Below are 26,224 nucleotides of genomic sequence, written 5' to 3' on the forward strand. Positions count from 1 at the left end.
TTGTATATCGTTAAGGTTAATGAATAAACGTACTCACGAAAAGAGCACTTGAAAACCAATGTTATTTAATAGTCATATAAAAATTACGTGTATAGACTATAACAAGTGATTAACATGAAAGGTGATGTTGGGCGCGAATTTAACAATAAAATTTTTGTGCGTCTTGTGAAAAGTTTTTATTTTTACGATAAAAAATATTGTTGATAAAGGAAGATAAGATGACAGACAAAAAAAACCTTTCCCACACTAGGGCGGGAAAGGTACCTCAAAGGAAAATAACATGAACCAATCAGGGACTCGATTGGTTTCATGAATACTGCCATGTATTCATTTACTAATAAGCAGAATACGTGCCAGATTTTCAATCTATTGTTTTATTAGTATTTTTTGTTTTTTTCATAAGTTGTATTCAGATAAGTGTCAGATACGTGCAACTTGTTAGATCAGAATTGCTGGGTTTTGGTGCGAGGCTATAAAAATGGCGGCTACAGAAGGTTAAGTAAGATATAGGCTAAGAATTATAAATTTTCATGTTAAAATGCGACCTCAAGGATTAAGCAACACGTCAATTCTTACGATTCTGTATCGTGAGGGATATACATCTGCGATGATAAAAGACGCGCTAATCAAATATTAACGAAATATGGAGTTGGTTTTTATTTCGTTTACACGAGAGTAAAAACATTATTTTATGGTTTTCAAATCAAAAAAATATAGCATAGATTCAACGGATTATGAGATTGGTCAAGATAATGTGGTTCGTTGGGGTATGGATATTCACAATACGGTTTTTATCGTTTCGGTAAGCCTATCTATTCTTTTCATTGTGACTTTATTGGCATTATCGCCTGCTGATGCTAAAGCCGCGATTGATTCTGTTAAAGGTGCAGTCCTTTCCAATTTTGACTTTCTATTTGTGTGGGGAGCTAATTTTTTACTGTTATTTGCAGTCGTACTTACCTTTTCACCTTTAGGTAAAATTCGATTAGGCGGTGATGACGCAAAACCTGATTATTCCACTACTTCTTGGATATCTATGCTGTTTGCAGCTGGAATGGGCATCGGATTGATTTTTTGGGGGGTAGCGGAACCAACCGCTTTCTTTACTGATTGGTTTGGTACCCCTTTAAATGCTGAGGCTTATACCGTAGCTGGTCGAGAAGTTGCATTAGGCGCGACGGTGTTCCACTGGGGGTTCCATGCTTGGGCAATATATGGAATGGCAGCATTATGTTTAGCTTATTTCTTTTATAATAAAGGTCTTCCTCTTTCCATGCGTTCGGTCTTCTATCCTATTTTAGGGGAAAAAGTGTGGGGCAAAACAGGAGATGTGATTGATATCTTAACTGTACTGGTGACTTTATTTGGCCTCGCAACTTCACTTGGCTTAGGGGGTTCACAAGCGGCAAGTGGTATTAGCTATGTCTTTGGTTTTGATAACAGTATCCTCCTACAATTATTAGTTATCTTGTTAATTATGGGATTAGCTATTCTTTCTGTTTTACGTGGAATGGATGGAGGCGTAAAGATGTTAAGTAACCTTAATATGATTATTGCCTTTGTATTCCTTGGTTTTATCACTCTTTTAAACTTTACGACTGTTTTAGATTCTCTTACTACTGCAATTGTGGGTTATGTGAAAAATATTATTCCTTTAAGTCAGGTTTCTGGTCGTGAGGATACTATATGGCTCCATGGCTGGACGGTATTTTATTGGGCTTGGTGGGTTGCTTATGCACCATTTTTCGGCATGTTTGTGGCACGTATATCTAAAGGCAGAACGGTTCGCGAGTTTTTAACCTGCGTATTGCTTATCCCAACGCTTGTGACTACTGCATGGATGTCTGTATTTGGGGGGGTTGCGATTGAACAGGTTATCGATAAAGTCGGTCAGTTGGGCGTAGATCAAGGTATTACTGATGTTTCATTAAGCTTGTTTTATATGATCGATGCCTATCCTATGGGTGAAATTTTATCTTTAATCGCGATTGCACTTATCATTGTTTTCTTTGTAACAACCTTAGACTCGGGCTCAATCGTTATTGATAGCATGACCGCTGGTGGTAAGTTGGACGTTCCAATGAAACAAAAGGTAGTATGGGCATTAATTTCCGGCGCTATTGCTATGGTTATGCTATGGGTTGGGGGAACGCAATCTGTGCAAGCATTACAATCCATCACAATTATTGCAGCTTTACCATTTACCTTTATTTTAGTACTGGGTTGTGTGAGTTTGCTAAAAGGTCTATTAACGGAAGTGGGCGAAGCTAAACGTAGTAAAGTGTATTAATCAATTAGACTCATCTACATTTAAAATATGCTGAGTTAATCAAGCTCCTCTGCCAATTCGGTAGGGGAGCTTTTTATTTGTATGAGCTTGATTGTTAGAAATGATTAACCCGGAAATAACCGTGATTAAGAAAATAATCCTGAAGACAGGTAACGATCCCCTCTATCACAGACAATAGCAACTACTACGGAGCCCGGGTTATTTTTAGCTATGTCGATTGCCGCATACACGGCACCACCAGAGCTTACACCAGCACTAATCCCTTCTTTTTGAGCTAAGGCTCGCGCCGTTGATTCTGCGGATTCTTGGTCAATGTCGATAACCATATCGATCGTTGAATCGTCATAAATACCCGGTAAATATTCTGTAGGCCAGCGGCGAATCCCCGGAATGGCACTGCCTTCTGAAGGTTGTAGTCCAACAATACAAACGTCAGGTTTTTTTGATTTAAGATAGCGAGAAACCCCAACAATGGTCCCTGTTGTACCCATGCTCGAAACAAAGTGGGTGATTTTTCCATGAGTTTGTTGCCAGATTTCAGGCCCTGTTGAATCAAAGTGTGCATCGGGGTTATCTGTATTATTGAACTGATCGAGTACAATGCCTTTGCCTTCGTTTTGCATTTGAAGTGCTAAATCTCTAGCACCTTCCATTCCTTGCTCTTTAGTCACCAAGATAAGTTCCGCACCATAAGCTTTCATTGAGTCTTTGCGTTCTTGGGTTGAGTTATTAGGCATGATTAAGATCATCTTGTAGCCTTTGATCGCTGCCGCCATGGCCAATGCGATACCAGTGTTACCACTGGTCGCTTCGATAATGGTATCACCTGGTTTAATTGTTCCACGAACCTCAGCCTGATTAATCATATTCAGAGCGGGGCGATCTTTTACTGAACCAGCAGGATTATTGCCTTCAAGTTTTACCAGTACGGTACTTTGATTGCCTTCGGCAAGTCGTTGTAGTCTCACTAAAGGTGTTTGACCTACATAAGATTCGATGGTTGGAAATTCAGACACTTGCTTCCCCTATGCTGATTGGTATTAACGCTATTTTGTTACTATTCACCTTATTAATACAATAACACGGCAAACAATTTATGGTTTGATAATATTCCAAAAAGTTCTATTTATAACCTTTGTTATTCAAGCTTGATAAACATACTCTAGGTTCAAAGGATGTCACCTTGTAAAGTGAATTAGGAGTATAAATATAATGAAAAAAATAAAGTCAGTGTTTGCTGCCTTGTTAATTGCAAGTTCGTTTAACGCGTCAGCAGAAGACCAAACTATTTTGAACTCTTCTTACGATATTGCTCGTGAATTGTTTGCAACCTATAACCCGATTTTTGCTAAACATTGGCAAGAAAAAACAGGAAAGACCATTGAAATCAAACAATCTCATGGTGGTTCTTCTGCTCAAGCTCGTTCTATTTTGCAAGGCTTATCGGCCGATGTGGTGACCTTTAACCAGGTTACTGATGTTAAGGTATTACACGATAAAGGTAAATTGATCCCTGCAGATTGGCAAAGTAAATTGCCTAACGCGAGCTCTCCATATTATTCAACCACAGCATTTTTAGTTCGAAAAGGTAACCCTAAAAATATTCAAGGTTGGGGCGACTTAGTGCGTGAAGGTGTGTCTTCAGTATTTCCGAACCCTAAGACTTCAGGTAATGCTCGTTATACTTATCTAGCAGCACTGGGTTATGCACAGAAATCATTTGGTAAAGACAATGAAGCTAAACAAGATGAATTCTTAAAGCAAATGCTAGCTAACGTTGCGGTATTTGATACTGGCGGCCGCGGGGCAACCACATCATTTGTTGAACGTCAAATTGGCGATGTACTTATCACGTTTGAATCAGAAGTGAACAATATTCGTAAACAATATGGTGAAGATAATTATGAAGTCGTGGTACCAAAAACGTCAATTCTAGCGGAATTCCCCGTTGCTGTTGTTGAGCGAAATGCAAAACGCAATGGTACGACAGAAGTGGCGACAGAGTACCTTTCTTACTTATACAGTGAAGAAGCACAGCGTATGCTTGCTGGCTTTAACTATCGTGTTCATGATGAAAAAGTCAAAGCTGAATTTGCTGATCGATTCCCTGACGTTGAACTACTTACAGTAGAAGAAATTGCAGGTGGTTGGGAAAATGCAATGAAAACACAGTTTGGTAATGGTGCGAAACTCGATCAATTGCAACGTCGTTAATCTGTATTTCTTAGAATATGGTTGCCTCTCATTGGGGTAACCATTCATTTTGATAGATTTTTTGAGGGTTTATGAGCGGATCTCACGCACTTTCTCGTCCAACACAGCAACGAGTACTACCCGGCTTTGCCATTAGTTTGGGCATATCACTTCTTTTTGTAAGTTTAATTCTTCTACTCCCAGCAACGGGATTAGTGATGCAAACAAAAGGGATGTCTCTTAGTGAATATTGGTATGTTATTGCTGATCCTCGCGTGGTAGCCAGTTATAAAGTCACGGTTGGATCCGCATTTATTGCTTCGCTGTTTAATGGTGTCTTAGGTTTATTACTCGCTTGGGTTTTAGTTCGCTATCAGTTTCCTGGTAAGCGTATTTTAGATGCTTTAGTCGATTTACCCTTTGCACTACCCACCGCAGTGGCGGGGATAACTTTAGCAACCTTATACTCAAGTAATGGATGGATCGGAAGCCTTTTAGAAAATGTCGGTATTAAAGTCGCGTATACCCCTTTAGGTATTATCATCGCCATGGCTTTTACGAGTATTCCGTTTGTAGTCCGTACTGTTCAGCCCGTCTTAGAAGAAATATCTCAAGAGGAAGAAGAAGCAGGGGTGACACTTGGGGCATCTGACTGGGCCGTATTCTGGAAAGTCATTATGCCTTCTATTCGTCCAGCCTTGATAGTTGGCATTGCTTTGTCATTTACACGTAGTTTAGGTGAATTCGGAGCGGTAATTTTTATCGCCGGCAATATGCCATATGTGAGTGAAATCACATCATTAATGATATTTGTTCGCTTACAGGAATTTGACTTCCCAGCGGCTAGTGCTATTGCTTCGGTTGTTCTTCTCACTTCATTGTCATTGTTATTGCTGATAAATCTATGGCAAGGCGCTTATTTACGCCGTATTCACGGTAAGTAAGGGGGATACGATGTCCAAATCTTTACATATTAGGTCTTCACGCATTGGTGAAAACCCTTTAGTCAAATGGAGTTTAATTTCTCTTGCGCTTTTTTTCGTCGCCATTCTTTTGGTTATTCCACTGATCAGTATTTTTCAACAAGCTTTTGCAAGTGGAATTTCCACCTATTTTAATAACTTGAATGAGCCTGATACGCTTCACGCTATTGGCTTAACTTTGATTGTGGCATTACTGACCGTGCCAATTAATTTGGTATTTGGCGTAATGCTAGCTTGGTCGGTGACTCGATTTGATTTTATTGGTCGTAAGTTTTTAATCACTTTAATTGATATACCGTTTGCGGTATCGCCAGTTGTAGCAGGCCTTTTATATTTGTTGCTATATGGAAGCAGTGGTTGGCTGGGTGAGTGGTTATATGAACATGATTTACAAATTATGTTTGCTTGGCCGGGAATCTTATTGGTGACGGTATTTGTGACTTGCCCATTTGTGGCACGAGAGTTGATTCCATTGATGCAGCAACAAGGGCAATCAGATGAAGAAGCAGCTGTGATTTTAGGGGCTTCTTGGTGGCAATTATTCCGTCGCGTAACACTACCGAATATCAAATGGGCTTTGATTTACGGTGTTATTTTGACCAATGCACGTGCGGTTGGTGAATTTGGCGCAGTAGCGGTGGTATCAGGCAATATCCGTGGAGAAACCAACACCTTACCACTACATGTTCAATTGCTATATGAAGATTACCAATCAGAAGCGGCTTTTGCCAGTGCATCGTTATTGGCGTTTATCGCATTATTAACTCTGATTTTTAAAGCCATCGTTGAGTGGCGACAAGAACGAAATCATATTAATAGTCAGCAGTCTCAACAGCAGCAACAAGGTGAATTATGAGTATTCGTTTAAATAATATTTCCAAGAAATTTGGTAAATTTGAGGCACTTTCACCGCTCTCGCTAGATATTGAAAATGGTGAAATGATAGGGTTGTTGGGGCCTTCAGGTTCGGGTAAAACCACGTTACTTCGTATTATTGCTGGATTAGAAAATGCCAACACAGGCTCGATTCACTTTGGTGATAAAGATGTGACCAACATTCATGTGCGTGATCGCCGTGTAGGATTCGTGTTCCAAAATTATGCGTTATTTCGTCATATGACTGTTGCAGATAATGTGGCTTTTGGTTTGCAAGTCATGGACCGTTCTGTTCGACCTAACGTTGCTGAAATTAATAAACGAGTGAAGCAATTATTAGACATTGTGCAACTTGGGCATTTAGCTGGTCGCTATCCTGAGCAACTTTCGGGTGGGCAGAAGCAACGTATCGCTTTGGCGCGAGCATTAGCCACCAAACCTGAAGTGTTATTACTGGATGAGCCTTTTGGGGCATTGGATGCACAAGTGCGTAAAGGTTTACGCCGCTGGTTACGCAATTTACATGATGAGCTGGGTTTTACTAGTGTATTTGTGACGCACGATCAAGATGAAGCTTTAGAGCTTTCCGACCGAGTAGTGGTAATGAGTAATGGTAAAATAGAGCAGGTGGATTCGCCAGTAGAGCTTTATGCTCACCCAAATAGCCGTTTTGTCTTTGATTTTTTTGGTAATGTTAACCAATTTAAAGCTAATTGGAATAACAAATATTGGCAAGATGGAGATGCTTTTATCCTTCCCGCTATGGAGGAAAAAACGCAAAAAGACGGTGCACTGTATATTCGAAGTCATGAAGTCAGTATCTCGGATAAACCTAATAGCCAGGCATCATTACCATGTAAAGTCGTCGCGATTAACCCAGTAGGGGCAGAGGTTCGTGTAGAGTTATCGCCAATAGGTTGGGGTTCAAATGAGTTATGGGAGGCGAAATTGACACATCAAGCATTGAATGAGCACTCATTTAGTCGTGGAGATGAAGTTTATGCGACCCCACAAGTCGGCTACTTTTTTGCTAATGATACAAAAGGTGAGCCTACGATATTGCGTTGGCCATTCCTAGCCCCGGGTAACCTGATGTTTGATATCTAAATACTTTTGACCAAATAACAAAAAGCGAGCTTATTTTTAGCTCGCTTTTTTATTCTTTCTATTGAAACCTTTTAATGACTCTGTGACTCAAACGCCAATACTTTCTGTTCTACTTTACGGAATATTAGTGACAAGATGCCATTGATGATTAAATAGAATGCACCAGCAATACCAAATACTGTCAAGGTATCGTAGGTTTGAGCGTTAATGCGTTGTGCGTAGCCCATTAAATCCATAATGGTGATGGTGCTGGCTAGGGATGTGCCTTTAAATACAAGAATCACTTCATTTGAATAAGCCGGAATAGCACGACGAATTGCATAGGGTACTAATACACCTAGTGTGGTTTTGGTATTCATACCTAGTGCGCGGCAGGCTTGCCATTGCCCTGATGGAATTGCATCAAATGCGCCTTTAAATAGTTGGGTGCTGTAAGCTGCAGTGTTCAACGCTAACGCTAACATCGCGCAAAACCAAGGTTGACTTAACCAGTTCCACATAAAGCTATCACGAATCCACTGAAACTGGCCCGGGCCATAATAGATTAAGAATATTTGTACTAGTAGTGGTGTGCCAGTAAATAGGGTAATCAAAGCTCGGCTGAACAAATGAATGACAGGTAAGCGTACGATTAAAGTCATAGTCATCAGTAGTGACAAAGTACAGCCGACCAATAGCGCAACGGCCGTTAATTCGATACTGGTTTGCAGGCCATCAAGTAGCTGCCAAACATGTTGTTCGTTCATGATTGTGCTCCTAGTGGCTGTTTTTTCTTAGGTTTACTGGAAACCATATTGGCATCTTGTAATTGATATTTTTTATTGAGAATAGCAATAACACGTTGAGTGATTAGAGTAATGACAAGATAAACTGCGGCCGCTGTTGCATACCAAGTAAAGCTTTGGTGGGTAGCGGCTGAAGTGAGTTGGGCTTGTTTTAATAGATCCGTCACGCCAATCAGAGAAACCAAGGCGGTATCTTTTAATAGCACTAGCCATTGGTTAGTTAAACCGGGCAGGGCATGACGTACTGCTTGTGGTAGAACAATGCGAATAAAAACACGAGGTTTAGATAAACCTAAAGCAGTCGCCGCTTCGGCTTGACCTTTCGGTACCGCTTTAAGCGCACCACGTAAGGTTTGGGCTGCATAAGAAGCAAAGATAAGTGATAAGGCGATCACCCCAGAAAGAAAGGGGCTGATCTCGATATATTCGCCAGTAATGTAGAATAAGATTTGTCCTGAACCAAAGAAAATGAACAAGACAACAAGAAGCTCAGGTAACCCTCGAATTACCGTCACCAAAGCCGTGGTTGGCCAAGAGATCAATTTCAAGCGCGACATTTCGCCACCTGCAAAGATCATAGAAAGCACCAAGCCCACAGCAAGGCTGGTAAAGGCTAACTGAATTGTCAGCCAGCTCGCGTCAATTAATGCTAGAGAGTAACCTGAGAACATCACTTATTCACTATTCTTTAGACTTCAAGATTGCCTATACCAATTCCAATAAATAAGTGGTCTAAATTAGCGCAGAGAAAAAGCTTGATAACAAGGCATAAAATTTCTGTTCGTAGTGGTCCTACATACAAATTTTATAACGTAGTTAGCAAGTTTTTTAACTAGCTAGGATGATCAGTTATTTGTTGGCGTTGGTATTTTATTTGCTAGCAAAGTATTTATCAAAAATCGCTTTGTATTCACCATTTTGTTTCACTTTTTCTAGTGCTGCATTTAGTTGATCTACCAATTCTTGATTGTCTTTGTTTACCGCAATACCAAAGCCATTACCGAAGTATTGTTTGTTGGTAACTGGTTCGCCTACGTAGGCTAGGTCATCTTCTTTTTTGAACCATTCTGCGACTACTGCGGTATCTCCAAATACACTATCGATACGGCCATTTTGCATATCAATAAATGCATCTTGATAGCTTGCGTAAGGAACGGCCGTTACGCCTGGCATTTGATCGACTAGGTAGCTTTGGTGAGTTGAACCATTTTGAACGCCAATACGTTTACCTTTTAATCCCGCTTGGTCTACGATTTTACCTTTAACTGAAACAAAAGCGGCGGCGTTATCATAGTAAGCATTGGTGAAGCTGACTTGTTTTAGACGTGCTTCAGTAATATCCATCGCTGAAATGGCTGCATCATAGCGCTTGAATTTAAGTGCTGGGATCAAGCTATCAAACGCTTGATTTTGGAAAGTACACTTAGCTTCAATTTCTGCACATAATGCTTTGGCAAGGTCGATATCAAAGCCTTGAATTTGGTTGTTGTCATCTATGTATTCAAACGGGGCATAAGTGGCTTCAGTGGCAAATTTGATTTCGTCTTGCGCCATCGCGTGAGTAGAAGTAAGGCCAATTAAGCTAGCAAGTAGAATTTTTTTCATTGTATAACTCCATTTATATCTGTGATTTTTTTACTAATAGAATGTTTTTATTGTTAGGTTTTAGTGTCTTAAGTAATCGGCAAACGCTTGGGATTGTGGGTTGGTAAAGTGACTCTTATCACCATGCTCAACCACATAGCCTTTTTCTAAATACAACAAATGACTGGCGACTTTTTTAGCAAAATCAACTTCGTGAGTCACGATAATTTGCGTGATGCCAGTTTTGCTTAATTCTTTAATAATATCGACAACTTGTGAGGTGATTTCAGGGTCAAGCGCTGCAGTTGGTTCATCAAAAAGTAGTACGTCAGGTTTCATCATTAATGCACGAGCAATTGCCACACGCTGCTGCTGACCACCTGATAACTGTAAGGGCCAAGCATCTGCTTTATCGGCGAGTTGAAGCTTGGTTAAGATCTCCATCGCTTCTTTTTTTGCTTCAGCCTTATTTATGCCGGCAACTTTTATAGGTGCTTCAATCAAATTATCTAGAACACTCATGTGAGGCCATAAGTTGTATTGTTGAAAAACCATGCCGACCTTTTTGCGCAGTGCCATGCCTTGTTTTTCTGAAATTTTAGTAGAAAAATCAAACGACTCATTGGCAATAGAAAGCGTACCATTGTCAGGCATCTCTAATAGGTTTAAAACACGTAGTAATGAGCTTTTTCCTGCGCCGCTTGGGCCAAGTAAAACTAAGGTGTCACCGGCTTCACACTCAAAGCTTACATTGTGTAAAACTTGGTTTGAACCGTAAAACTTATTAATAGCGTTAATTTGAATAGTCATGCTTCCATTCTGCATTTATTGTCACTAGGTAAATATACTAATGATTGTATGGTTTTATGCAAGAAAAATGTATATTAAATCATTCTATGAGAATAATTGTCTGAACAATATCTAACCAGTAGCACACGACTGATTTCTTGCCTGAATATGTTAATGGGAAGTTAATGTATATTATTATGAATGAGGAGTCTTTCACAGCACTTCAAATTGGTGAGTGAGTTATCAATAATGTAGAAAAACAAACCCAAAAAGCGGAGTAGAGATCTCATATTCAGGTTTGAGTATTTGGGATAAGATTAATTGAATCGCAAACATTATTAAAGTTAAGGCTCAATCATTCGCATTATGCGAGTTCTACATCAAAGACAAAAATCGCCTATAGATTTACCGTGTTTGAAAAACAAGTTTTTCTCCTTGAATGCAGCTTCTGTCTAATTGGTCTGTGACGTTTATAGAAGGGAAGTTGGTTTTGGGGTTTCGGTGCACAAAAATATCGCACAAAGACACTAAGAATAAAAAACCAGCAGTATGTTTCCACACTACTGGTTTTGAATTTACTTTAAATGGAGTACAGTCTTTCACATAAAGACTAATTTAGCGACAAAGACTGCCGTTAATACGTACATGCAAATTGAGACGTCTTTTTGTTTACCCGTTGCGACCTTTAAAACTGTGTAGGTAATAAAGCCTAGTGCAATACCGTTGGCAATTGAGAACGTCAGCGGCATCATTAATGCGGTGATGGCTGCAGGAGCGGCATCAGTGAAGTCGTTCCATTTAATGTGTTGCATACTGCTCATCATGACAAACGCTACATAAATCAGTGCGCCTGCTGTCGCGTATCCTGGGATCATACCAGCCAGCGGTGATACAAAGATAGCGGCAATAAATAGCAAACCAACGACGACAGAAGATAGGCCTGTTCGAGCGCCTGCTTCAACGCCAGCAGCACTTTCTACATAGCTAGTCACAGGTGGACAACCGACACAAGACCCCGCAACGCTCGCTATACTGTCGGCTTTTAATGCCTTACGAAGATCTTTAATTTTCCCGGTATCTTCATCAATCAGGTTAGCACGTTGAGCCACGCCCATTAAGGTGCCTGCGGTATCAAACATATTGACGAACAAGAAAGCTAAGATCACGCTGATCATCGAAATCTCTAATGCCCCTGAAATATCCATTGCCATGAAGGTAGGTGCTAGGCTAGGTGGAGTATCAAAAATACCGTTATATTCAACGATACCCATGAAAAAACCGATCATGGTGACACTGAAAATACCAATTAATACCGCGCCGAATATTTTGCGTTCGCTCAGTACGCTAATGATCAAAAAGCATAATGCGGCTAATACCGCGCTTGGTTGTGTGAAGTCACCGAGTGAGACTAAGGTCGCTGGACTTTCGACTACTATGCCGGCCGTTTTCAATCCTATCAAACCAAGGAATAATCCAACACCTGCTGTCATGGCATAACGTAGGCTGTGCGGAATGCTGTCTAAAATCCACTCACGTAAGCTGCTGTAACTCATTGCGACAAATAGTACGCTTGAGATAAAGACAGCGCCTAATGCGACTTGCCAGCTATAACCCATTTCGCCAACAACAGTAAAGGCGAAAAATGCATTCAATCCCATACCCGGTGCCAGCCCAACAGGCCAGTTAGCATAAAATGCCATTAGCAGGGTACCTATTGCCGCTCCGACACAAGTGGCCACAAATAGTGCGCCAGCATCCATACCGGACGTCGCCATAATCGATGGGTTGACGAAGATGATATAAGCCATAGTAGCAAAAGTGGTTAAGCCACCAATGATTTCAGATTTGACGGTAGTGCCATGTTGTTTGAGTTTAAACCAACGTTCGAGTAGCCCTGAGTTTTGGTTGGATTGCTCGGTTTGGTTTTCGGTTAAGGTTTCACTGTTTGAATTTTCCACGGTACTTTTCCTTGTAGGGTGGTCCTTGTGGTTTTGCATCTACTTGTCACAACGACTTATTCATTTGCGACTTAGATAGAAAGCTCAATACGTTTTTTAGGCGTGACAAAGGTCAATAGACCGTAGGCCCGGAGGACATCCTGATCTCCATGCATTGATAGTTAAGTTTAGGGTTATGCGAAGTGCCGACAGCAGGCTGGCACAACGCTGAATTTATGTTGGCGATGAAAACTAGCTGCCACGATAGGTTGAGAAACTGTAAGGCGAGCAAAGTAGTGGCACATGGTAGTGACTGTCTTGATCGTTAATACCAAAGCGGATCGAAATATCATCTAGAAACGGCACTTCATCCAGCGTCACGCCTTTTTGTTTAAAGTAGCTTGCGGTGTGGAAAATAAGTTCGTACTTACCCACTTCAAAATCGACACCTTCTAATAGTGGCGAATCGGTTCGTCCATCAAAGTTAGTGGTGACGGTTTTGATTTTTTGTGCGCCTTGTTCAGTGATACGAAAGAGTTCAACCTGAATATCGCAGCCCGGTAATCCATTCGCCGTATCTAAAACATGTGTTGTCAATTTTCCCATAATTAGCTCTGCTTATTGATTGTTAAAATAAATGGTTTAGTAATGTTGAGTGAATCAAAAAAGGTTTGTTATAAAAATGTGATCACTTTAGATTGATTATGTACACAACATTGTGTTCCGTAAAGGTGATAGCTCAAAAAATTGGCACTGGATCATGTGTTGAAGGGGATGAGAATTTGGTGGTTTATTTATAATTTTATGATTTTAAATGTAAAAGTTTTAATTTAATAGTTTTCATCATTCAATAAAAAAAATTAATATTCCTGACTTTTAAGTCAATTTAATTTGGTTTTTCACTTCAAATAGTGCGTAGGTTAACAAGTTGTGAATAAAAATATTTGCCATGTTTTGATAATTGTATACAATAAATAAAACAAATATTCGGGGATGATTACTGGTTTAGGTTGTATACTTTTAATGTGTACGAACTTAATTCAGATGAATTCAGTATTCAAGGATGACACGACAAAGGAGAGGTTCATGGGTAGTGAGTATCTACGCAATTTAATCGGGTATGGAAAAGATCTGCCTGATGCTCAGTGGCCGAACGAGGCTCGAGTAGCGGTTTCATTTGTGCTGAACTATGAAGAAGGCGGCGAGCGCTGTACTTTGCATGGTGATGATGAGTCAGAAGCATTTCTTTCTGAAATCATTGGTGCACAGCCTTTTCCTAATGCTCGTCATATTAGTATGGAGTCTATTTACGAATACGGTAGTCGCGCAGGTGTGTGGCGTATTCTGAAGTTATTTGAACAATTTAACTACCCACTGACCGCTTTTGTTGTCGGTATGGCAGCCGAGCGTCACCCTGAAGTCATTAAAGAAATGGCGAATGCTGGGCATGAAATTTGCAGTCACGGTTACCGATGGTTGGATTATCACAAGATTGACATTGATACTGAACGCGAACATATGCAAAAAGCAATCAATGTGATTACGGAGATCACAGGTGAGCGTCCGTATGGTTGGTACACCGGCCGTAATGGCGTGAACACTCGTAAGCTGGTGGCCGAAGAAGGGGGCTTCTTATATGACTCTGATGCTTATGATGATGACCTTCCTTATTGGCATACTGAAGGCCCTAAACCTCAATTAGTGATCCCTTATACGCTTGATGTAAATGATATGCGTTTTGCTACCAACCAAGGTTTCCATACGGGTGAACAATTCTTTCAATACTTAAAGGATGCGTTTGATACTTTGTATGAAGAGGGCGCTGAAACACCAAAAATGATGTCTGTTGGTTTGCATTGTCGTTTGATTGGGCGCCCAGGCCGTATTCAAGGTTTAAAACGTTTTATGGAATATGTGCAGCAACATGAAAAAGTGTGGGTATGTCGTCGTTTAGATATCGCTAAACACTGGCATGAATGTCATCCGCATCCTGATCTTGTTAAGTGATCATCTCAAGCCAGTTTCAAATATTAAGTAAAGAAGGAAGGAACCGTGACTCAATTTAAAACTTGCCAACCAAGCAAAATGACCAAAGCAGAATTTGTTGAAACCTTTGCTGATATTTATGAACACAGTCCTTGGGTTGCTGAGCGTACTTTTGATAAAGGTTTGGATTCTTCTTTTGATCAGATTGAAAAGCTGCATGCGGCGATGGCACAAACTATGCTGGATGCTGACCCACAAGAACAATTAGAGTTGATTAACGCTCACCCAGATTTAGCTGGCAAAGCTGCGGTTAATGGTGAGCTAACCGCTGCATCGACTTCAGAACAAGCAGGGGCTGGAATTAGTCAATGTACGTCAGAAGAATTTGAACAATTTACCGATTTTAATGAGCGATACAAAGCTCGTTTTGAATTCCCTTTTATCATGGCGGTAAAGGGGGCTAACCGTCACCAAATCTTGGCATCGTTTGCTGAGAGAATTCACAACGATAAAGAAACGGAATTTGCAACCGCGATTGCGCAGATCAATAAGATCGCTTCGTTTCGACTTCAAGACATGTAACAAACAAATATATACAGCGGAAGACATGTAAATCATAAAAGGGAATGAGGACTGTCTGTGCCCAAACTCAAGGCTACAAACTTCCATTATGGGAATATGTACCCAAAATAATTGGAGTTACAGTGAGGCGACAAGTGAATGAAGCCCCATGAGTTTAGCTTGTCTAAATGATTGGGGTGAATGAACGCCGTCAACAAAACTGCAGCTTCAAGTATGAAGGGGATAGTATTGAGGTTAATACAATAGGGCTCAATAGAGCATAAAATAACGGAAGGGATATCATGACTGTAGGCACCGCAATTTCACTGAAAGTTGAACCATTAACCAAAGAGGCATTTCAACCTTTTGGTGATGTGATTGATAAAGAAGTCAGCGATTACTTTATGATCAATAACGGCTCAACAAGACGCTATCACCGTATGGCGGATGTGGATGTGGCAGATAACGGTGGTGAACCCATCATCAGTATTTTTCAGGCAACCCCTTTAACGTATCCATTGAATATCCAAATGATGGAACGTCATCCTTTGGGCTCTCAAGCATTTATTCCGCTTCTTGGTCATCCATATTTAATTGTGGTGGCAGAGAAGGGCGAAGATTTGCAACCACAAGCATTGAGAGCATTTTTAACCAATGGACGTCAAGGTGTGAATTATCACAAAGGGGTTTGGCACCATCCAGTACTTGCACTTCAACCAGATGATCAATTCTTAATTGTTGACCGTGCTGGTGAAGGCAATAACTGTGATGAAGTGTACTTTGAACAATCAACCAAAATCATCTTGTCATTGGATCATTTACCAAGTGTGAATTAACCGAAGTACGAACAGATTGTTGATTATTTAGCCGTCTATTGAAGAGCATACCGGTTCACCATATCCCGGTTACGTGTGCTCTAGACAAGGAACAGTTTAAGGAGAAAATTATGGATCCGCATATTACGGAATGGCTCAATCTTACAATTCGCTGGGTCCACATGATCGTTGGTATCGCGTGGATTGGGGCATCATTTTACTTTGTATGGTTAGAAAATAACTTAAACCGTGTTAATCCGAAAACGGGATTATCTGGTGACTTATGGGCGATTCACGGTGGTGGTATTTATCACTTAGAGAAGTACAAATTAGCACCACCTCAAATGCCAGAAAACCTACATTGGTTTAAGTGGGAAGCCTACTTCACTTGGATCACCGGTGTGTTGCTATTAGGCGTAGTCTACTACCTTAATGCCAATATTTACCTAATTGCTCCGGGTTCGGGGTTAAGTGTCGGAGCGGCAATTGGTATTGGTATCGCTTCGCTAGTGGGTGGATGGATAATTTATACCTTGTTGTGCGATTCACCATTGGGTAAAAAACCACTGTTATTAGGGGTGGTGCTATTTGCCTGTCTTGTTGGAGCAGCTTATGGTTTAAGCCAAGTGTTTAGTGGCCGTGGTGCTTACATCCATGTTGGTGCGATTATTGGTACTATCATGGTGGGTAACGTATTCTTCGTGATCATGCCAGCACAGCGCAACTTAGTGAAAGCGATTGAAGATGGTACAGAGCCCGATCCTGCACTGCCAGCCAAAGGTTTATTGCGCTCTCGTCACAATAACTACCTAACATTGCCTGTGTTGTTCATTATGATCAGTAACCACTTTCCAAGCACATATGGCTCGGAATATAACTGGTTAATTTTGGCATGTTTAGCAGTGTTCAGTATCCTAGTTCGTCACTATTTTAACACTCGTCATGGTGGACAGAAGTTTGCATGGGCGGTACCGGTTGCGGTATTAGGTATGATTAGCCTTGCGTTTGTGACGTCAAACAAGATGCCTAGCCTATCTGAACCTAGTGTGCCAGTTGCTAAACAAGAATCTGCAACTACGACTGATAGCGCAGCAGAAACTGCCAGTGCACATGAAGCGGGTACAGAAGTAGCAGAAGCTTCCGTGTTTACTCAAGTTCAGCATGTGATAGAAACACGTTGTGTAGAATGTCACTCAGCAACGCCAACCAGCAATATGTTTGCGACGGCACCTGCAGGAGTAGTACTTGATACGCCGGAAGAGATTCAAACTAATGCGCCACGTATTCAATCACAAGTTCAAACACGTGTTATGCCACTTGGTAATTTAACCAAGATGACCGATGAAGAACGCGCATTAGTGGTTGACTGGGTAAGCGATGGCGCGAAAATTTAATATCTATACCCAAGTAATTGAAGTGGTAGTTTGACGGTGTTAGTTGCCTCATCTCCTCTTCAATTCCTTTGGTAATGAACCTTTTTTATTCAGTTGTTGTACTTATTTGGCACCTCCCTCGGGTGCTTTTTTTATATCTGTAATACATTAGATAAGCCATTAAACGTCATCTATTCTCAATAGGTATTAATAACATTAAAGGGATAGAGCGTGATGATGGACTCAAGATCTATTCCACAGGAAGTATTTGGTTGATATGACGAATATGCCCACGAGCTAATTGACCGATACGAATTTTTCACTACTTCTTTTTCTATACAATATTGATGACAACACCTTAAAAATTCTCTTTTTTATGATTATCAACTAGGCTTGTTATTAAACAAGCACATTTATTTATACCCAAGAAACAGGAGTAGTTATGAATATTATTATGTTTTTAATTATCGGTGCGATAGCAGGGTGGTTGGCTGGTCAGATAATGAAAGGTTCCGGCTTTGGCGCAATTGGTAATATCGTCATTGGTATTGTGGGGTCGGTGATCGGCGGCTTCACTTTTAGTTTGTTGGGGCTATCATCAGGAGGATTAATCGGATCACTTGTTACAGCAACGGTCGGAGCGGTGATATTGCTTTATATTTCTCGACTTATTAAGTCTTAAAGTAGTTAAAAACTATTAATTTATTAAAAGCGTGAGTATTGAAGGTTGGGGTTATATCTTCCAATCTTTAATGCTTGCGCTTTAATTGTTTTATATGACTTCCCGTTACCCTCTTACATTCTCTTTTGTTGTGCCGTTGGTCTTGCTTAACACTATGTTGTATTGAATGAAATTTACTCACCAAAAATCAATAGTTCCTAAGTAACTGTGAATGACTTCACAAAACAAAATGTTGGAATTGGAGTTGTAAATTAAGTAGAAAGTTAATCTTTTAATAGTTAACTATATGTTTATAAAGATTTATTTCATTATGTTTGTTGAGCGCCTCCGTTTTTTCCACTTATAACTGGAAAATACTTCTCTCCTCCTTTTTTATTGATTACTTATGATGGTTCCAACTTAAATATAAACCTGTTTTGGAGATTCCTGTGGAAGTGAAAGATTCAAATATCGATGAGGCTCAATTAAAGCCTGAATTCGATGCATTATTTGAACGTGCGATTAACTTATTAAGAGAAAATAAAATATTTCCTGATGCAGTTCAAAAGCAAATGTTATTTTCTCATTTAAAAGCAATGGTTATTCGTTCTTACACTGGAGAGCCTCTTCCTGAAGTAGAAGTTGAAATGTTTGAAGATATTTCAGATGTTTCTCATCAATTAGCAAAAGAGTTAGTTTCTTGGGTCGATAATATTGCCTTTGAAGAAACTTACTTATTATCTGTCCACTTTGAAGTAGCAAAAGAAAACGAATTAACAAGTGAATTAGGAGCATAAGATTATGACTACAGTTAAATTAGTAATTGGTGATCGTTTAGGTAAAGGACAAAAAGTAGGTCTAGGTGCAGAAGCTGCTGGTGCAGAAGTAACGGTAATCACAGGTGTTGCAGCCGATATGAAACTAGGCGATGTAATGAAAGAGCAAGACGCTGATCTTGGTATTTCTTTCTGTGGTAGTGGTGGAGCAGGTGCTATTACAGCACAAACAAAATATGGCTATAAAGCACGTTATGGTATGCGTTCTATTGAAGAAGGCGTAACGGCAATTAATGAAGGTTATAACGTACTGGGTTTTGGCTTCATGGACAAAGAAGAATTAGGTCAGAAATTAATTGAAGCATACCTTAAAAAAACTAACGGCTAAATTATGAAAGAATCTAGAACAAGCACAGTAAGGGTTCAAGGTAGCGGTAAAACCAAAAATGACGCTATGAGTCATGCCTTAAGTAAAATTCAAAAAACAATCTTAAAAGACAGTAAAAAGATTATTTTACGGATTGAACCAATCGATATAGAAATTATTCAATCTACGTATAACGAAGTGACGGAAAAGTTTATGTTTTTATTCTTACCAAGAGTAAAAACCACGTATTTCTTAACTTTGGATGTGACCGTAGATATTACTTTGTTTGATCTTGATGATGTCGAGTTTTCTCCAAAATAATGTTTGATCTATTAGGGTGAAATAAAAGGAAATAATATGTTCTTAATTATATTAATTAAGTCCCTCATTATCGGTGCGTTTGTTGGTGTTGGTGTTGGGGTAGGAGCGGCACGTATGTTCCACGCTCCAACAGTACAAGGAATGGGGGCTTTTCGTACTTTAGGTGAGCTAAATTCATGTGAAGGTGATCCTGCTTCGCATTTCTCATTTGGTTTGGGGTTCTTTTTCAACGCTTGGGCTTCTTCTGTTGCTGCTGGTTCTTTTACGCAAGATGTTGATCACCGAATCATTCCAAACTGGGGGGCCGCAGCTTTGATGGTGAAAAACCGCAATGTGACGGAAACCTTACATGATCCTAAAAAAATGGGGATTGCCTGCGGCATCATCGGCATGCTTGTGGTTGCTTTCCTTAACTCTACGGCATCAGCAGTACCAGAAACATTGCAAATTACAGCTGTGAAAGTACTCGTTCCTGCTGCGAACTTGTTAGTTAACGTGGCGATGCCAGTTATTTTTTGGCTAGCGGCGATTGAAGCGGGTCGTAAATCTGGTTTTTGGGGCACGATTTTTGGTGGACTAGCACAACTTATCATGGGTAATGCGGTACCAGGTCTGGTTCTCGGTATTTTGATTGGTAAAGGTGTAGAAGATAGTGGCTGGAATAAAGTGACGAAAATTATGCTAGCTGCAGTTATCGCACTGTTCGCATTAAGCGCCTTCTTCCGTGGATTTGATATCGAAGTTCTAGAGTCTTTCCGAGTTAATGTGCCTGAATGGCTACACATGATTCATAGCAAGTAAGGGTTGAATGATGGACGAACAACAAAAAAATAACTTTTGGTACGCTGACTGGTCATTCCCATTCTTTGTCGGACTACTTTCTTCTGGTGTTTTTGCTGGTACGCATATGTATTACCTATATGGTATCGGTGCATTTAATGAAGTCGCTTTCGTTTCAATGTTACGTGCTGGTATGGATACTGGTGTATACGGTGCAGTTGCAGCCTTTGGTGCGAGTTTCTTATTTGCTCGTATCATCGAAGGTTCTTTAGTCGGTATTTTAGATATTGGTGGCGCGATTCAAACCGGTATTGGTCTTGGTGTTCCAGCTCTATTACTTGGCGCAGGCATTATGTTTCCGCTTGAAAACTTTATTGCGGCATTAGCGACAGGTTTTGCGCTTGGTGTTGCGATTGGCTACATCATCATTCTGGCGCGTAAATATACCATTAATCAAAGTAACTCTACCTATGGTGCTGATGTCATGATGGGTGCGGGTAACTCATCTGGTCGTTTTCTTGGGCCTTTGATTATCTTGTCTGCCATTGGTGCATCGATTCCTATTGGTATTGGCTCACTAGTTGGTGCATTAATTTTCTATCAATGGCAGAAACCAATTACGGGTGGTGCGATTCTTGGGGCAATGATCTTAGGGTCTATCTATCCAATCGCTCTCTAGTCATCGCCAATCAAACCTAACGATGTTTTCACTGGCTCCTTATCGATTTCGATCTCCTTTTAGGTAGGGAGCCAGTATTTTACTTTCATCAACGAATCAGGCCATTTTATGTATGATCTTCTAATTAAGGCGGCAAAGTTAATTAACGATGAGTTAGTTGATATTGCCATTAGCAATGGAAGCATTGTGGAAGTAGGGGAAATTCAAGGTAGTGCTAAACAATGTATTGACCTTAAAGGGAAATATTATATCAGTGCCGGCTGGATTGATTTACACACACATTGTTATCCCAAATCACCGATTTATCATGATGAACCCGACTTAGTCGGAGTGGCTCAAGGTGTGACGACGGTGATTGATGCTGGCAGTGTTGGTGCCAATGATGTCGATGACTTTTATCAACTTTCTACACAACAAAAAACCAATGTTTACAGCTTATTAAATATTTCTCGGATTGGCTTATTACGTCAAAATGAATTAGCAAATTTAGCGGATATCGATAAAGCATTAGCGTCTTCTGCGATTGAACGTCATCCGAATTTTATCAAAGGCTTGAAAGCGCGAATGAGTGGTAGTGTTGTAGAGCAATCGGGTATGAAGCCTCTGCACTTAGCGAAAGAAATTCAGCAAGAAAACAAGAACCTACCTTTGATGGTTCATATTGGAAATAACCCACCAAATTTAGATGATGTCGCCGACCTTCTGGGGAGAAATGATGTCATTACTCATTGTTATAACGGCAAGCCAAACCGAATTTTAGACCAGTCTGGCAAAGTGAAAGCGTCTGTGGCAGCTGCATTACAACGAGGCTTAAAACTCGATATTGGTCATGGTGGCGCAAGTTTTAGCTTTGATGTTGCTGAGAAAGCGATAGCCGAAGGAATCTATCCAGATACCATTAGCTCAGACATTTATTGCAAAAATAGAGAGTTAGGACCTGTTCGCAGCTTGGCTCATATTATGTCTAAATTTCTTGCCATTGGTCTTTCTCCTGAAAGGATTATTGGCTGTGTGACGACTAACGCTGCGCAGGTGATGCGTTTAGATAATAAAGGGAAATTAGAGCCGAGCAAAGATGGCGATCTCACCATATTTGATTTGGTTGAATGCAATGAAGAACTGGTGGATACCGAGTCGCAATCTCGTCAAGGTGAAATGAAATTTATGCCATTAGCCGCCGTTATTTCAGGCCAATTAATATTAACGAATGATGGAGCTAAATTAGATGTCTTCAATTCATGAAAAATATAATCTTAAGCAAGTCATTAACTGTTCCGGTCGCATGACAATTTTAGGTGTTTCGACACCAACGGAATCCGTCTCTGAAGCGGTTAATGCTGGCCTAAACCAATACTTTGAAATGAAAGATTTGGTAATTAAATCCGGTGAATTTATTGCCGATCAATTAGAAACAGAGGCAGCGGTTGTTGTGTCATGTGCATCCGCTGGTATCGCTCAATCGGTTGCCGCCATGATTGTGAAAGACGATCAATACCGTTTAGAGAACCTGCATGCGCATCAGCATGATGTACCGAATGAAATCGTGATCCCTAAAGGACATAACGTTAACTTTGGCGCACCCGTTAGCACCATGATTATGCTTGGTGGTGGACAAGTGAAAGAAGCGGGCTATGCCAATGAGTGTACCAAAGCGCACTTATCAGCAGCGATTACCCCAAATACCGCAGCGATTTTATACGTTAAGTCGCATCACTGTGTACAAAAAAGCATGCTATCGATTGAAGAAGCGGTTGAGGTGGCTCGTGCCCATCAATTGCCATTGATTCTTGATGCTGCCGCAGAAGGCGATTTGAAATCTTACTATAAAATGGGGGCTGATCTAGTTATTTACAGTGGTGCCAAAGCGATTGAAGGACCAACAAGTGGTTTAGTGGTTGGACGCCAACAATACATCGACTGGGTTCGAATGCAATCACAGGGAATCGGTCGTGCGATGAAAGTTGGAAAAGAGGGTATTTTAGGATTAACTCAGGCTGTTGCCGAATATTACACCCGCAATCATGAAACAGGCCAACAAATGGTCGACAAAATGAAAGACTTCATTGAGCAGTTAAATAAGCTTAATGGCGTCGATGCTAAGGTGGTTTGGGATAGTGCTGGTAGAGATATTGCAAGAACAGAAATTAGTTTTGATGAAACCGCTTTGAATATGACGACACCGATAATAGTGAATAAGCTGACTGCGACTAGCCCAGCAGTGTATTGCCGTGGATATAAAGCAAATGAAGGCAAGATAGAAATCGATGCACGTAGTGTGACCAAGTCTGATCTTGAACTTGTTAGTAACAAAATTAATAGCATTATTAATGCTTAACATAATGAATTGATAAGATCTTTTTAAGAGAGTGTAGTATGAGCTTACAAGCCAATTTTTATAAAAATCGTGTGTGCCTGAATGTATTAGCGGGTTCAGTCGAAAATGCCAAAGACATTTATGAAGCTGCAGAAGGCCATGTGGTTGTTGGGGTTTTATCTAAGAACTATCCTGATGTGGATACCGCAGTTAAAGCAATGAAAGAATACAGTGATGTGATCAACAACGCGGTTTCGGTTGGTCTAGGAGCCGGTGATCCAAACCAGTCGATGATGGTGTCTCAAATTTCTCAGCACCTACAACCACAACATATTAACCAGGTTTTTACTGGTGTCGCAACGAGTCGTGCGTTATGTGGTCAGGATCAAAGTATCATTAATGGTTTAATTTCACCAACTGGAACAGTTGGAATGGTAAAAGTGTCTACTGGACCATTAAGCTCACAAAAATGCGATGGTATCGTTCCTGCTGATACGGCTGTGGCAATGTTAAAAGACATGGGGGGGAGTTCAGTTAAGTTCTTCCCTATGGGAGGACTAGACACCCGTGAAGAATTTGCTCATATTGCGAAAGTATGTGCTGATAATGACTTCTGGTTAGAGCCAACTGGCGGGATTGATCTTGAGAACTTTGAAGAGATCATGCAAATCGCACTTGATGCAGGTGTAACAAAGATTATCCCACATATTTATAGTTCAATTATTGATAAAGAAACGGGTAATACACGTCCAGAAGATGTTCACACATTATTGTCTATCGTTAAAAGGTTACTAGGATAAGATTGATGCCGTAATTGATGTGTATTTTATGTGAAAACTAAGATACACATCGGTAAATATCTATTTAAAACGATAGGAATAGCAAGGTTTGGCGAGCGAAGCCAGCCTTGTTGTTTATAAGGTCAACAATTTAATTTATCATGCAAAATAATTAAAAGGTTGATGGTAGAAAAGGCTATTCCACCCTTTTGAAGCCATTTTTATTGGCTGTACGCTATTATACTCAAGCCAATCTATGTTGAGATTGCTTGGGTATTGTTTCTATTTTGTTGGGTCTAAAATGATACAATTTCCTTACCCTCGCTTAAATCAAATTTTTGAGGCACTTCAAGCCTCAGTTTTAACTCAACAGGAACTGGCCGATCGCTGCAAAATCTCAACCCGAACGATTCGGACCGATGTGTCTGCTTTGAATGATATTTTGATTACTTATGGTGCTCAGATTACTCATCAAAGACATAAAGGTTATCAGCTCGATATTTTTGACGCTGTACGTTACGAAGACCTGTCAAAACAAAATCAACAGATGCGTAAGTCTCCGAGAAATGCAAAAGAACGCATACTACATTTAAGCATGTGCCTACTATTGCAAGAACAAGAGTGCAAGCTTGATGATTTAGCCAATCAGTGGTTTGTGAGTCGAACATCTTTACAAGCTGATATGGCTGAAGTTCGTGATATTTTTCATCAGTATGGTTTGGAAGTGGAAAGTAAAGCATTCCAAGGTCTAACTCTGCACGGGAATGAGCAGGCAATTCGCGCCTGTATCGCACATGTTTTATTTAATATTGAACCGACCGATCCAGTCTTTTCGAACATTTGTGATAACTTTTTTCCGGAAATAAATACACCACAGTTGCAAGACACCATATTGTCGATTCTTCAGAAGAATAATATTCATTTAACCGATGAAGGGCTTCATCATTTACAAGCGTATTGTGGAATCGCGCTACATAGAATAAAACTTGACCATATTATCTATGATATTGAATTCCCTGAGATAAGTGCTGAAGCTATTCTCGCGGGAAAAGAGTTGGCAGAGGCTCTTTCTCAATATGTGTCTGAAAGGACATTAGCAAAAGAAGTGGATTATTTGTGTATTCAAATTGCTGCACGACGAGTTATCGGCGCGAACACTTCATATTTACAGCCCTCAAGTGAGCCATACCAATTTATCGGTTATTTGTTGAAATTTATCAGTGATACTTATTGTTATGATTTAAGACAAGATCGAAAGCTGCATCAAGATCTACTTAGTCATGTAACCACCATGATGTTGCGTGTTAAATATCAAATCACCTTGCCTAATCCACTGGTTGATCATATCAAGCGTTACTATCCCATGGCTTATGATATGACGGCAGCGGCTATCGCTCAGTGGAGAGGGCCATATCGGATCCCTGATGGCGAACTAGCATATTTGGTGATGCATATAGGGGTTGGAATTGAGCGAAATTATGCAGCAGAGGTAGAACATACACCTACCGCTATTTTGGTGTGCAACTCTGGGGTATCAATTGTGCGTTTAATCGAATCTCAACTTAAAAAGCAATTACCACAATTGTCAATGATGGCCGTTTATTCTTCTCAGGAATATCAACGTTTGCCACATATACAGGCCGACATTGTTATTTCAACGGAAAAATTAGAACAAAAAAATAAACCAGTATTGTTTATAACGTCGGTTCCTACTCCTTTTCAAATCGATCAAATTAATAAGCATATTCAAACGTATAGAACACCACCTTATATTTTAGAGTGTTTTTTTGATGATCGCTATTTCAAGCATATTAGCGAGCCAATTTCCCAACAGGCGTTGTTAAAGCAGCTATGTGATGAGCTTGAACAAGACGGTATTGTTCCGAAAGAATTTCATGACTCCGTGGTAGAGCGAGAAAATATCACACCGACCATGTTGGGTGACATGATTGCGATTCCGCATTCGGTTGGTTTAATGGCCAATGAAACTAAGGTTTATACTGTCTTTTCTGAAAAAGGAATAAAGTGGAGCAATAATCATAAAGCGAACTTGATTTTTCTGTTTGCAATAAAACAAGAGGATTATGAAGAGGCGATGGGCCTATATGAATTGTTTGTCACTTTTATGGATTCAAAAGCAATTTCCTCATTAACCCACTGTAATAACTTTGAAGCATTTCTTCACTTTGCCAAACGTTGTTGGTTGAGTTGTAAAAAAGAGTGGTAGTGATGCATTGCGGGTAAGACCTGTACTGCTTATCCGCAACT

Annotated in this window: 26 protein-coding genes; 19 read left to right on the forward strand and 7 right to left on the reverse strand. The window is 40.2% G+C overall.

The features are described from left to right. Positions 1–691 precede the first annotated feature (691 nt). Positions 692–2,290: a BCCT family transporter gene (locus tag ACN0T8_RS06930; RefSeq protein WP_417879906.1), complete on the forward strand. Its 1,599-nt coding sequence runs from the start codon at positions 692–694 to the stop codon at positions 2,288–2,290. Between the two features lie 125 nt (positions 2,291–2,415). Here the strand turns inward: ACN0T8_RS06930 and cysM are convergent, their stop codons facing one another. Beyond that, the gene (gene cysM, locus ACN0T8_RS06935; protein WP_417879907.1) at positions 2,416–3,306 is read right to left on the reverse strand and encodes a cysteine synthase CysM; all 891 of its coding nucleotides are present in this window, start codon (positions 3,304–3,306) and stop codon (positions 2,416–2,418) included. 196 nt (positions 3,307–3,502) lie between these two features. Between cysM and cysP the strand changes: the two genes are divergently transcribed. From cysP to ACN0T8_RS06955, 4 genes are all read left to right on the forward strand, one after another. After that, positions 3,503–4,504, forward strand: a complete 1,002-nt coding sequence (gene cysP / locus ACN0T8_RS06940) for a thiosulfate ABC transporter substrate-binding protein CysP (protein ID WP_417879908.1) — start codon at positions 3,503–3,505, stop codon at positions 4,502–4,504. A 71-nt stretch (positions 4,505–4,575) separates the two neighbouring features. Then, positions 4,576–5,427 carry a sulfate/thiosulfate ABC transporter permease CysT gene (cysT, locus tag ACN0T8_RS06945; RefSeq protein ID WP_417879909.1) on the forward strand — a complete coding sequence of 284 codons (852 nt, stop codon included), beginning with the start codon at positions 4,576–4,578 and terminating at the stop codon, positions 5,425–5,427. Positions 5,428–5,437: 10 nt separating this feature from the next. Beyond that, positions 5,438–6,322: a sulfate ABC transporter permease subunit CysW gene (cysW, locus tag ACN0T8_RS06950; protein ID WP_417879910.1), complete on the forward strand. Its 885-nt coding sequence runs from the start codon at positions 5,438–5,440 to the stop codon at positions 6,320–6,322. Further along, positions 6,319–7,449, forward strand: coding sequence for a sulfate/molybdate ABC transporter ATP-binding protein (locus tag ACN0T8_RS06955; RefSeq protein ID WP_417879911.1), 1,131 nt, complete (start codon positions 6,319–6,321; stop codon positions 7,447–7,449). Before cysW ends, ACN0T8_RS06955 begins: the two co-directional genes overlap by 4 nt. A gap of 71 nt (positions 7,450–7,520) precedes the next feature. On the opposite strand, the gene artM is transcribed toward ACN0T8_RS06955, so the two are convergent. The 6 genes from artM to uraH form a co-directional block, all read right to left on the reverse strand. Next, positions 7,521–8,195, reverse strand: a complete 675-nt coding sequence (gene artM / locus ACN0T8_RS06960; RefSeq protein ID WP_417879912.1) for an arginine ABC transporter permease ArtM — start codon at positions 8,193–8,195, stop codon at positions 7,521–7,523. Beyond that, positions 8,192–8,908 carry an arginine ABC transporter permease ArtQ gene (artQ, locus tag ACN0T8_RS06965; protein ID WP_417879913.1) on the reverse strand — a complete coding sequence of 239 codons (717 nt, stop codon included), beginning with the start codon at positions 8,906–8,908 and terminating at the stop codon, positions 8,192–8,194. The genes artM and artQ overlap by 4 nt, the downstream gene beginning before the upstream one ends. 196 nt (positions 8,909–9,104) lie before the next feature. Further along, the gene (locus ACN0T8_RS06970; protein ID WP_417879914.1) at positions 9,105–9,839 is read right to left on the reverse strand and encodes an arginine ABC transporter substrate-binding protein; all 735 of its coding nucleotides are present in this window, start codon (positions 9,837–9,839) and stop codon (positions 9,105–9,107) included. A 60-nt stretch (positions 9,840–9,899) separates the two neighbouring features. Next, a complete protein-coding gene (artP, locus tag ACN0T8_RS06975; protein WP_417879915.1) occupies positions 9,900–10,628 on the reverse strand; it encodes an arginine ABC transporter ATP-binding protein ArtP in 729 nt (242 codons plus the stop codon). A gap of 578 nt (positions 10,629–11,206) precedes the next feature. Then, entirely contained in the window at positions 11,207–12,565 is a 1,359-nt protein-coding gene (locus tag ACN0T8_RS06980) for an NCS2 family permease (RefSeq protein WP_417879916.1), read from the reverse strand. A 231-nt stretch (positions 12,566–12,796) separates the two neighbouring features. Next, positions 12,797–13,150: a hydroxyisourate hydrolase gene (gene uraH / locus ACN0T8_RS06985; RefSeq protein ID WP_417879917.1), complete on the reverse strand. Its 354-nt coding sequence runs from the start codon at positions 13,148–13,150 to the stop codon at positions 12,797–12,799. A gap of 480 nt (positions 13,151–13,630) precedes the next feature. On the opposite strand from uraH, the gene puuE reads away from it, so the two are divergent. From puuE to ACN0T8_RS07055, 14 genes are all read left to right on the forward strand, one after another. After that, positions 13,631–14,551, forward strand: coding sequence for an allantoinase PuuE (gene puuE / locus ACN0T8_RS06990; protein ID WP_417879918.1), 921 nt, complete (start codon positions 13,631–13,633; stop codon positions 14,549–14,551). Positions 14,552–14,596: 45 nt separating this feature from the next. After that, on the forward strand, positions 14,597–15,112 hold the full coding sequence (uraD, locus tag ACN0T8_RS06995; protein ID WP_417879919.1) for a 2-oxo-4-hydroxy-4-carboxy-5-ureidoimidazoline decarboxylase: 516 nt from the start codon (positions 14,597–14,599) through the stop codon (positions 15,110–15,112). A gap of 281 nt (positions 15,113–15,393) precedes the next feature. Further along, on the forward strand, positions 15,394–15,927 hold the full coding sequence (locus ACN0T8_RS07000) for an ureidoglycolate lyase (protein WP_417879920.1): 534 nt from the start codon (positions 15,394–15,396) through the stop codon (positions 15,925–15,927). Positions 15,928–16,037: 110 nt separating this feature from the next. Beyond that, positions 16,038–17,300, forward strand: a complete 1,263-nt coding sequence (locus ACN0T8_RS07005; RefSeq protein WP_417879921.1) for a urate hydroxylase PuuD — start codon at positions 16,038–16,040, stop codon at positions 17,298–17,300. 421 nt (positions 17,301–17,721) lie between these two features. Beyond that, positions 17,722–17,961, forward strand: coding sequence for a GlsB/YeaQ/YmgE family stress response membrane protein (locus ACN0T8_RS07010; RefSeq protein ID WP_417879922.1), 240 nt, complete (start codon positions 17,722–17,724; stop codon positions 17,959–17,961). Between the two features lie 434 nt (positions 17,962–18,395). Next, entirely contained in the window at positions 18,396–18,737 is a 342-nt protein-coding gene (locus tag ACN0T8_RS07015) for a transcriptional regulator (protein WP_417879953.1), read from the forward strand. Between the two features lie 4 nt (positions 18,738–18,741). Further along, positions 18,742–19,104 (forward strand): SFCGS family glycine-rich protein, encoded by a 363-nt coding sequence (locus tag ACN0T8_RS07020; protein ID WP_417879923.1) that lies wholly within the window; start codon positions 18,742–18,744, stop codon positions 19,102–19,104. Positions 19,105–19,107: 3 nt separating this feature from the next. Further along, positions 19,108–19,404, forward strand: coding sequence for a DUF4312 family protein (locus tag ACN0T8_RS07025; RefSeq protein WP_417879924.1), 297 nt, complete (start codon positions 19,108–19,110; stop codon positions 19,402–19,404). A 36-nt stretch (positions 19,405–19,440) separates the two neighbouring features. Continuing rightward, positions 19,441–20,205 carry a DUF4311 domain-containing protein gene (locus ACN0T8_RS07030; RefSeq protein ID WP_417879925.1) on the forward strand — a complete coding sequence of 255 codons (765 nt, stop codon included), beginning with the start codon at positions 19,441–19,443 and terminating at the stop codon, positions 20,203–20,205. 10 nt (positions 20,206–20,215) lie between these two features. Continuing rightward, the gene (locus ACN0T8_RS07035; protein WP_417879926.1) at positions 20,216–20,863 is read left to right on the forward strand and encodes a DUF4310 family protein; all 648 of its coding nucleotides are present in this window, start codon (positions 20,216–20,218) and stop codon (positions 20,861–20,863) included. 108 nt (positions 20,864–20,971) lie between these two features. Next, positions 20,972–22,105, forward strand: a complete 1,134-nt coding sequence (locus tag ACN0T8_RS07040; protein ID WP_417879927.1) for an amidohydrolase/deacetylase family metallohydrolase — start codon at positions 20,972–20,974, stop codon at positions 22,103–22,105. Beyond that, positions 22,089–23,198 carry a DgaE family pyridoxal phosphate-dependent ammonia lyase gene (locus ACN0T8_RS07045; protein WP_417879928.1) on the forward strand — a complete coding sequence of 370 codons (1,110 nt, stop codon included), beginning with the start codon at positions 22,089–22,091 and terminating at the stop codon, positions 23,196–23,198. The genes ACN0T8_RS07040 and ACN0T8_RS07045 overlap by 17 nt, the downstream gene beginning before the upstream one ends. Before the next feature lie 38 nt (positions 23,199–23,236). Beyond that, the gene (gene dagF / locus ACN0T8_RS07050) at positions 23,237–23,977 is read left to right on the forward strand and encodes a 2-dehydro-3-deoxy-phosphogluconate aldolase (RefSeq protein WP_417879929.1); all 741 of its coding nucleotides are present in this window, start codon (positions 23,237–23,239) and stop codon (positions 23,975–23,977) included. A gap of 280 nt (positions 23,978–24,257) precedes the next feature. Then, positions 24,258–26,183, forward strand: a complete 1,926-nt coding sequence (locus ACN0T8_RS07055) for a BglG family transcription antiterminator (protein ID WP_417879930.1) — start codon at positions 24,258–24,260, stop codon at positions 26,181–26,183. The last annotated feature ends 41 nt before the right edge of the window (positions 26,184–26,224 follow it).

Source organism: Vibrio sp. (assembly GCF_048266485.1).
Classification (GTDB): Bacteria; Pseudomonadota; Gammaproteobacteria; order Enterobacterales; family Vibrionaceae; genus Vibrio.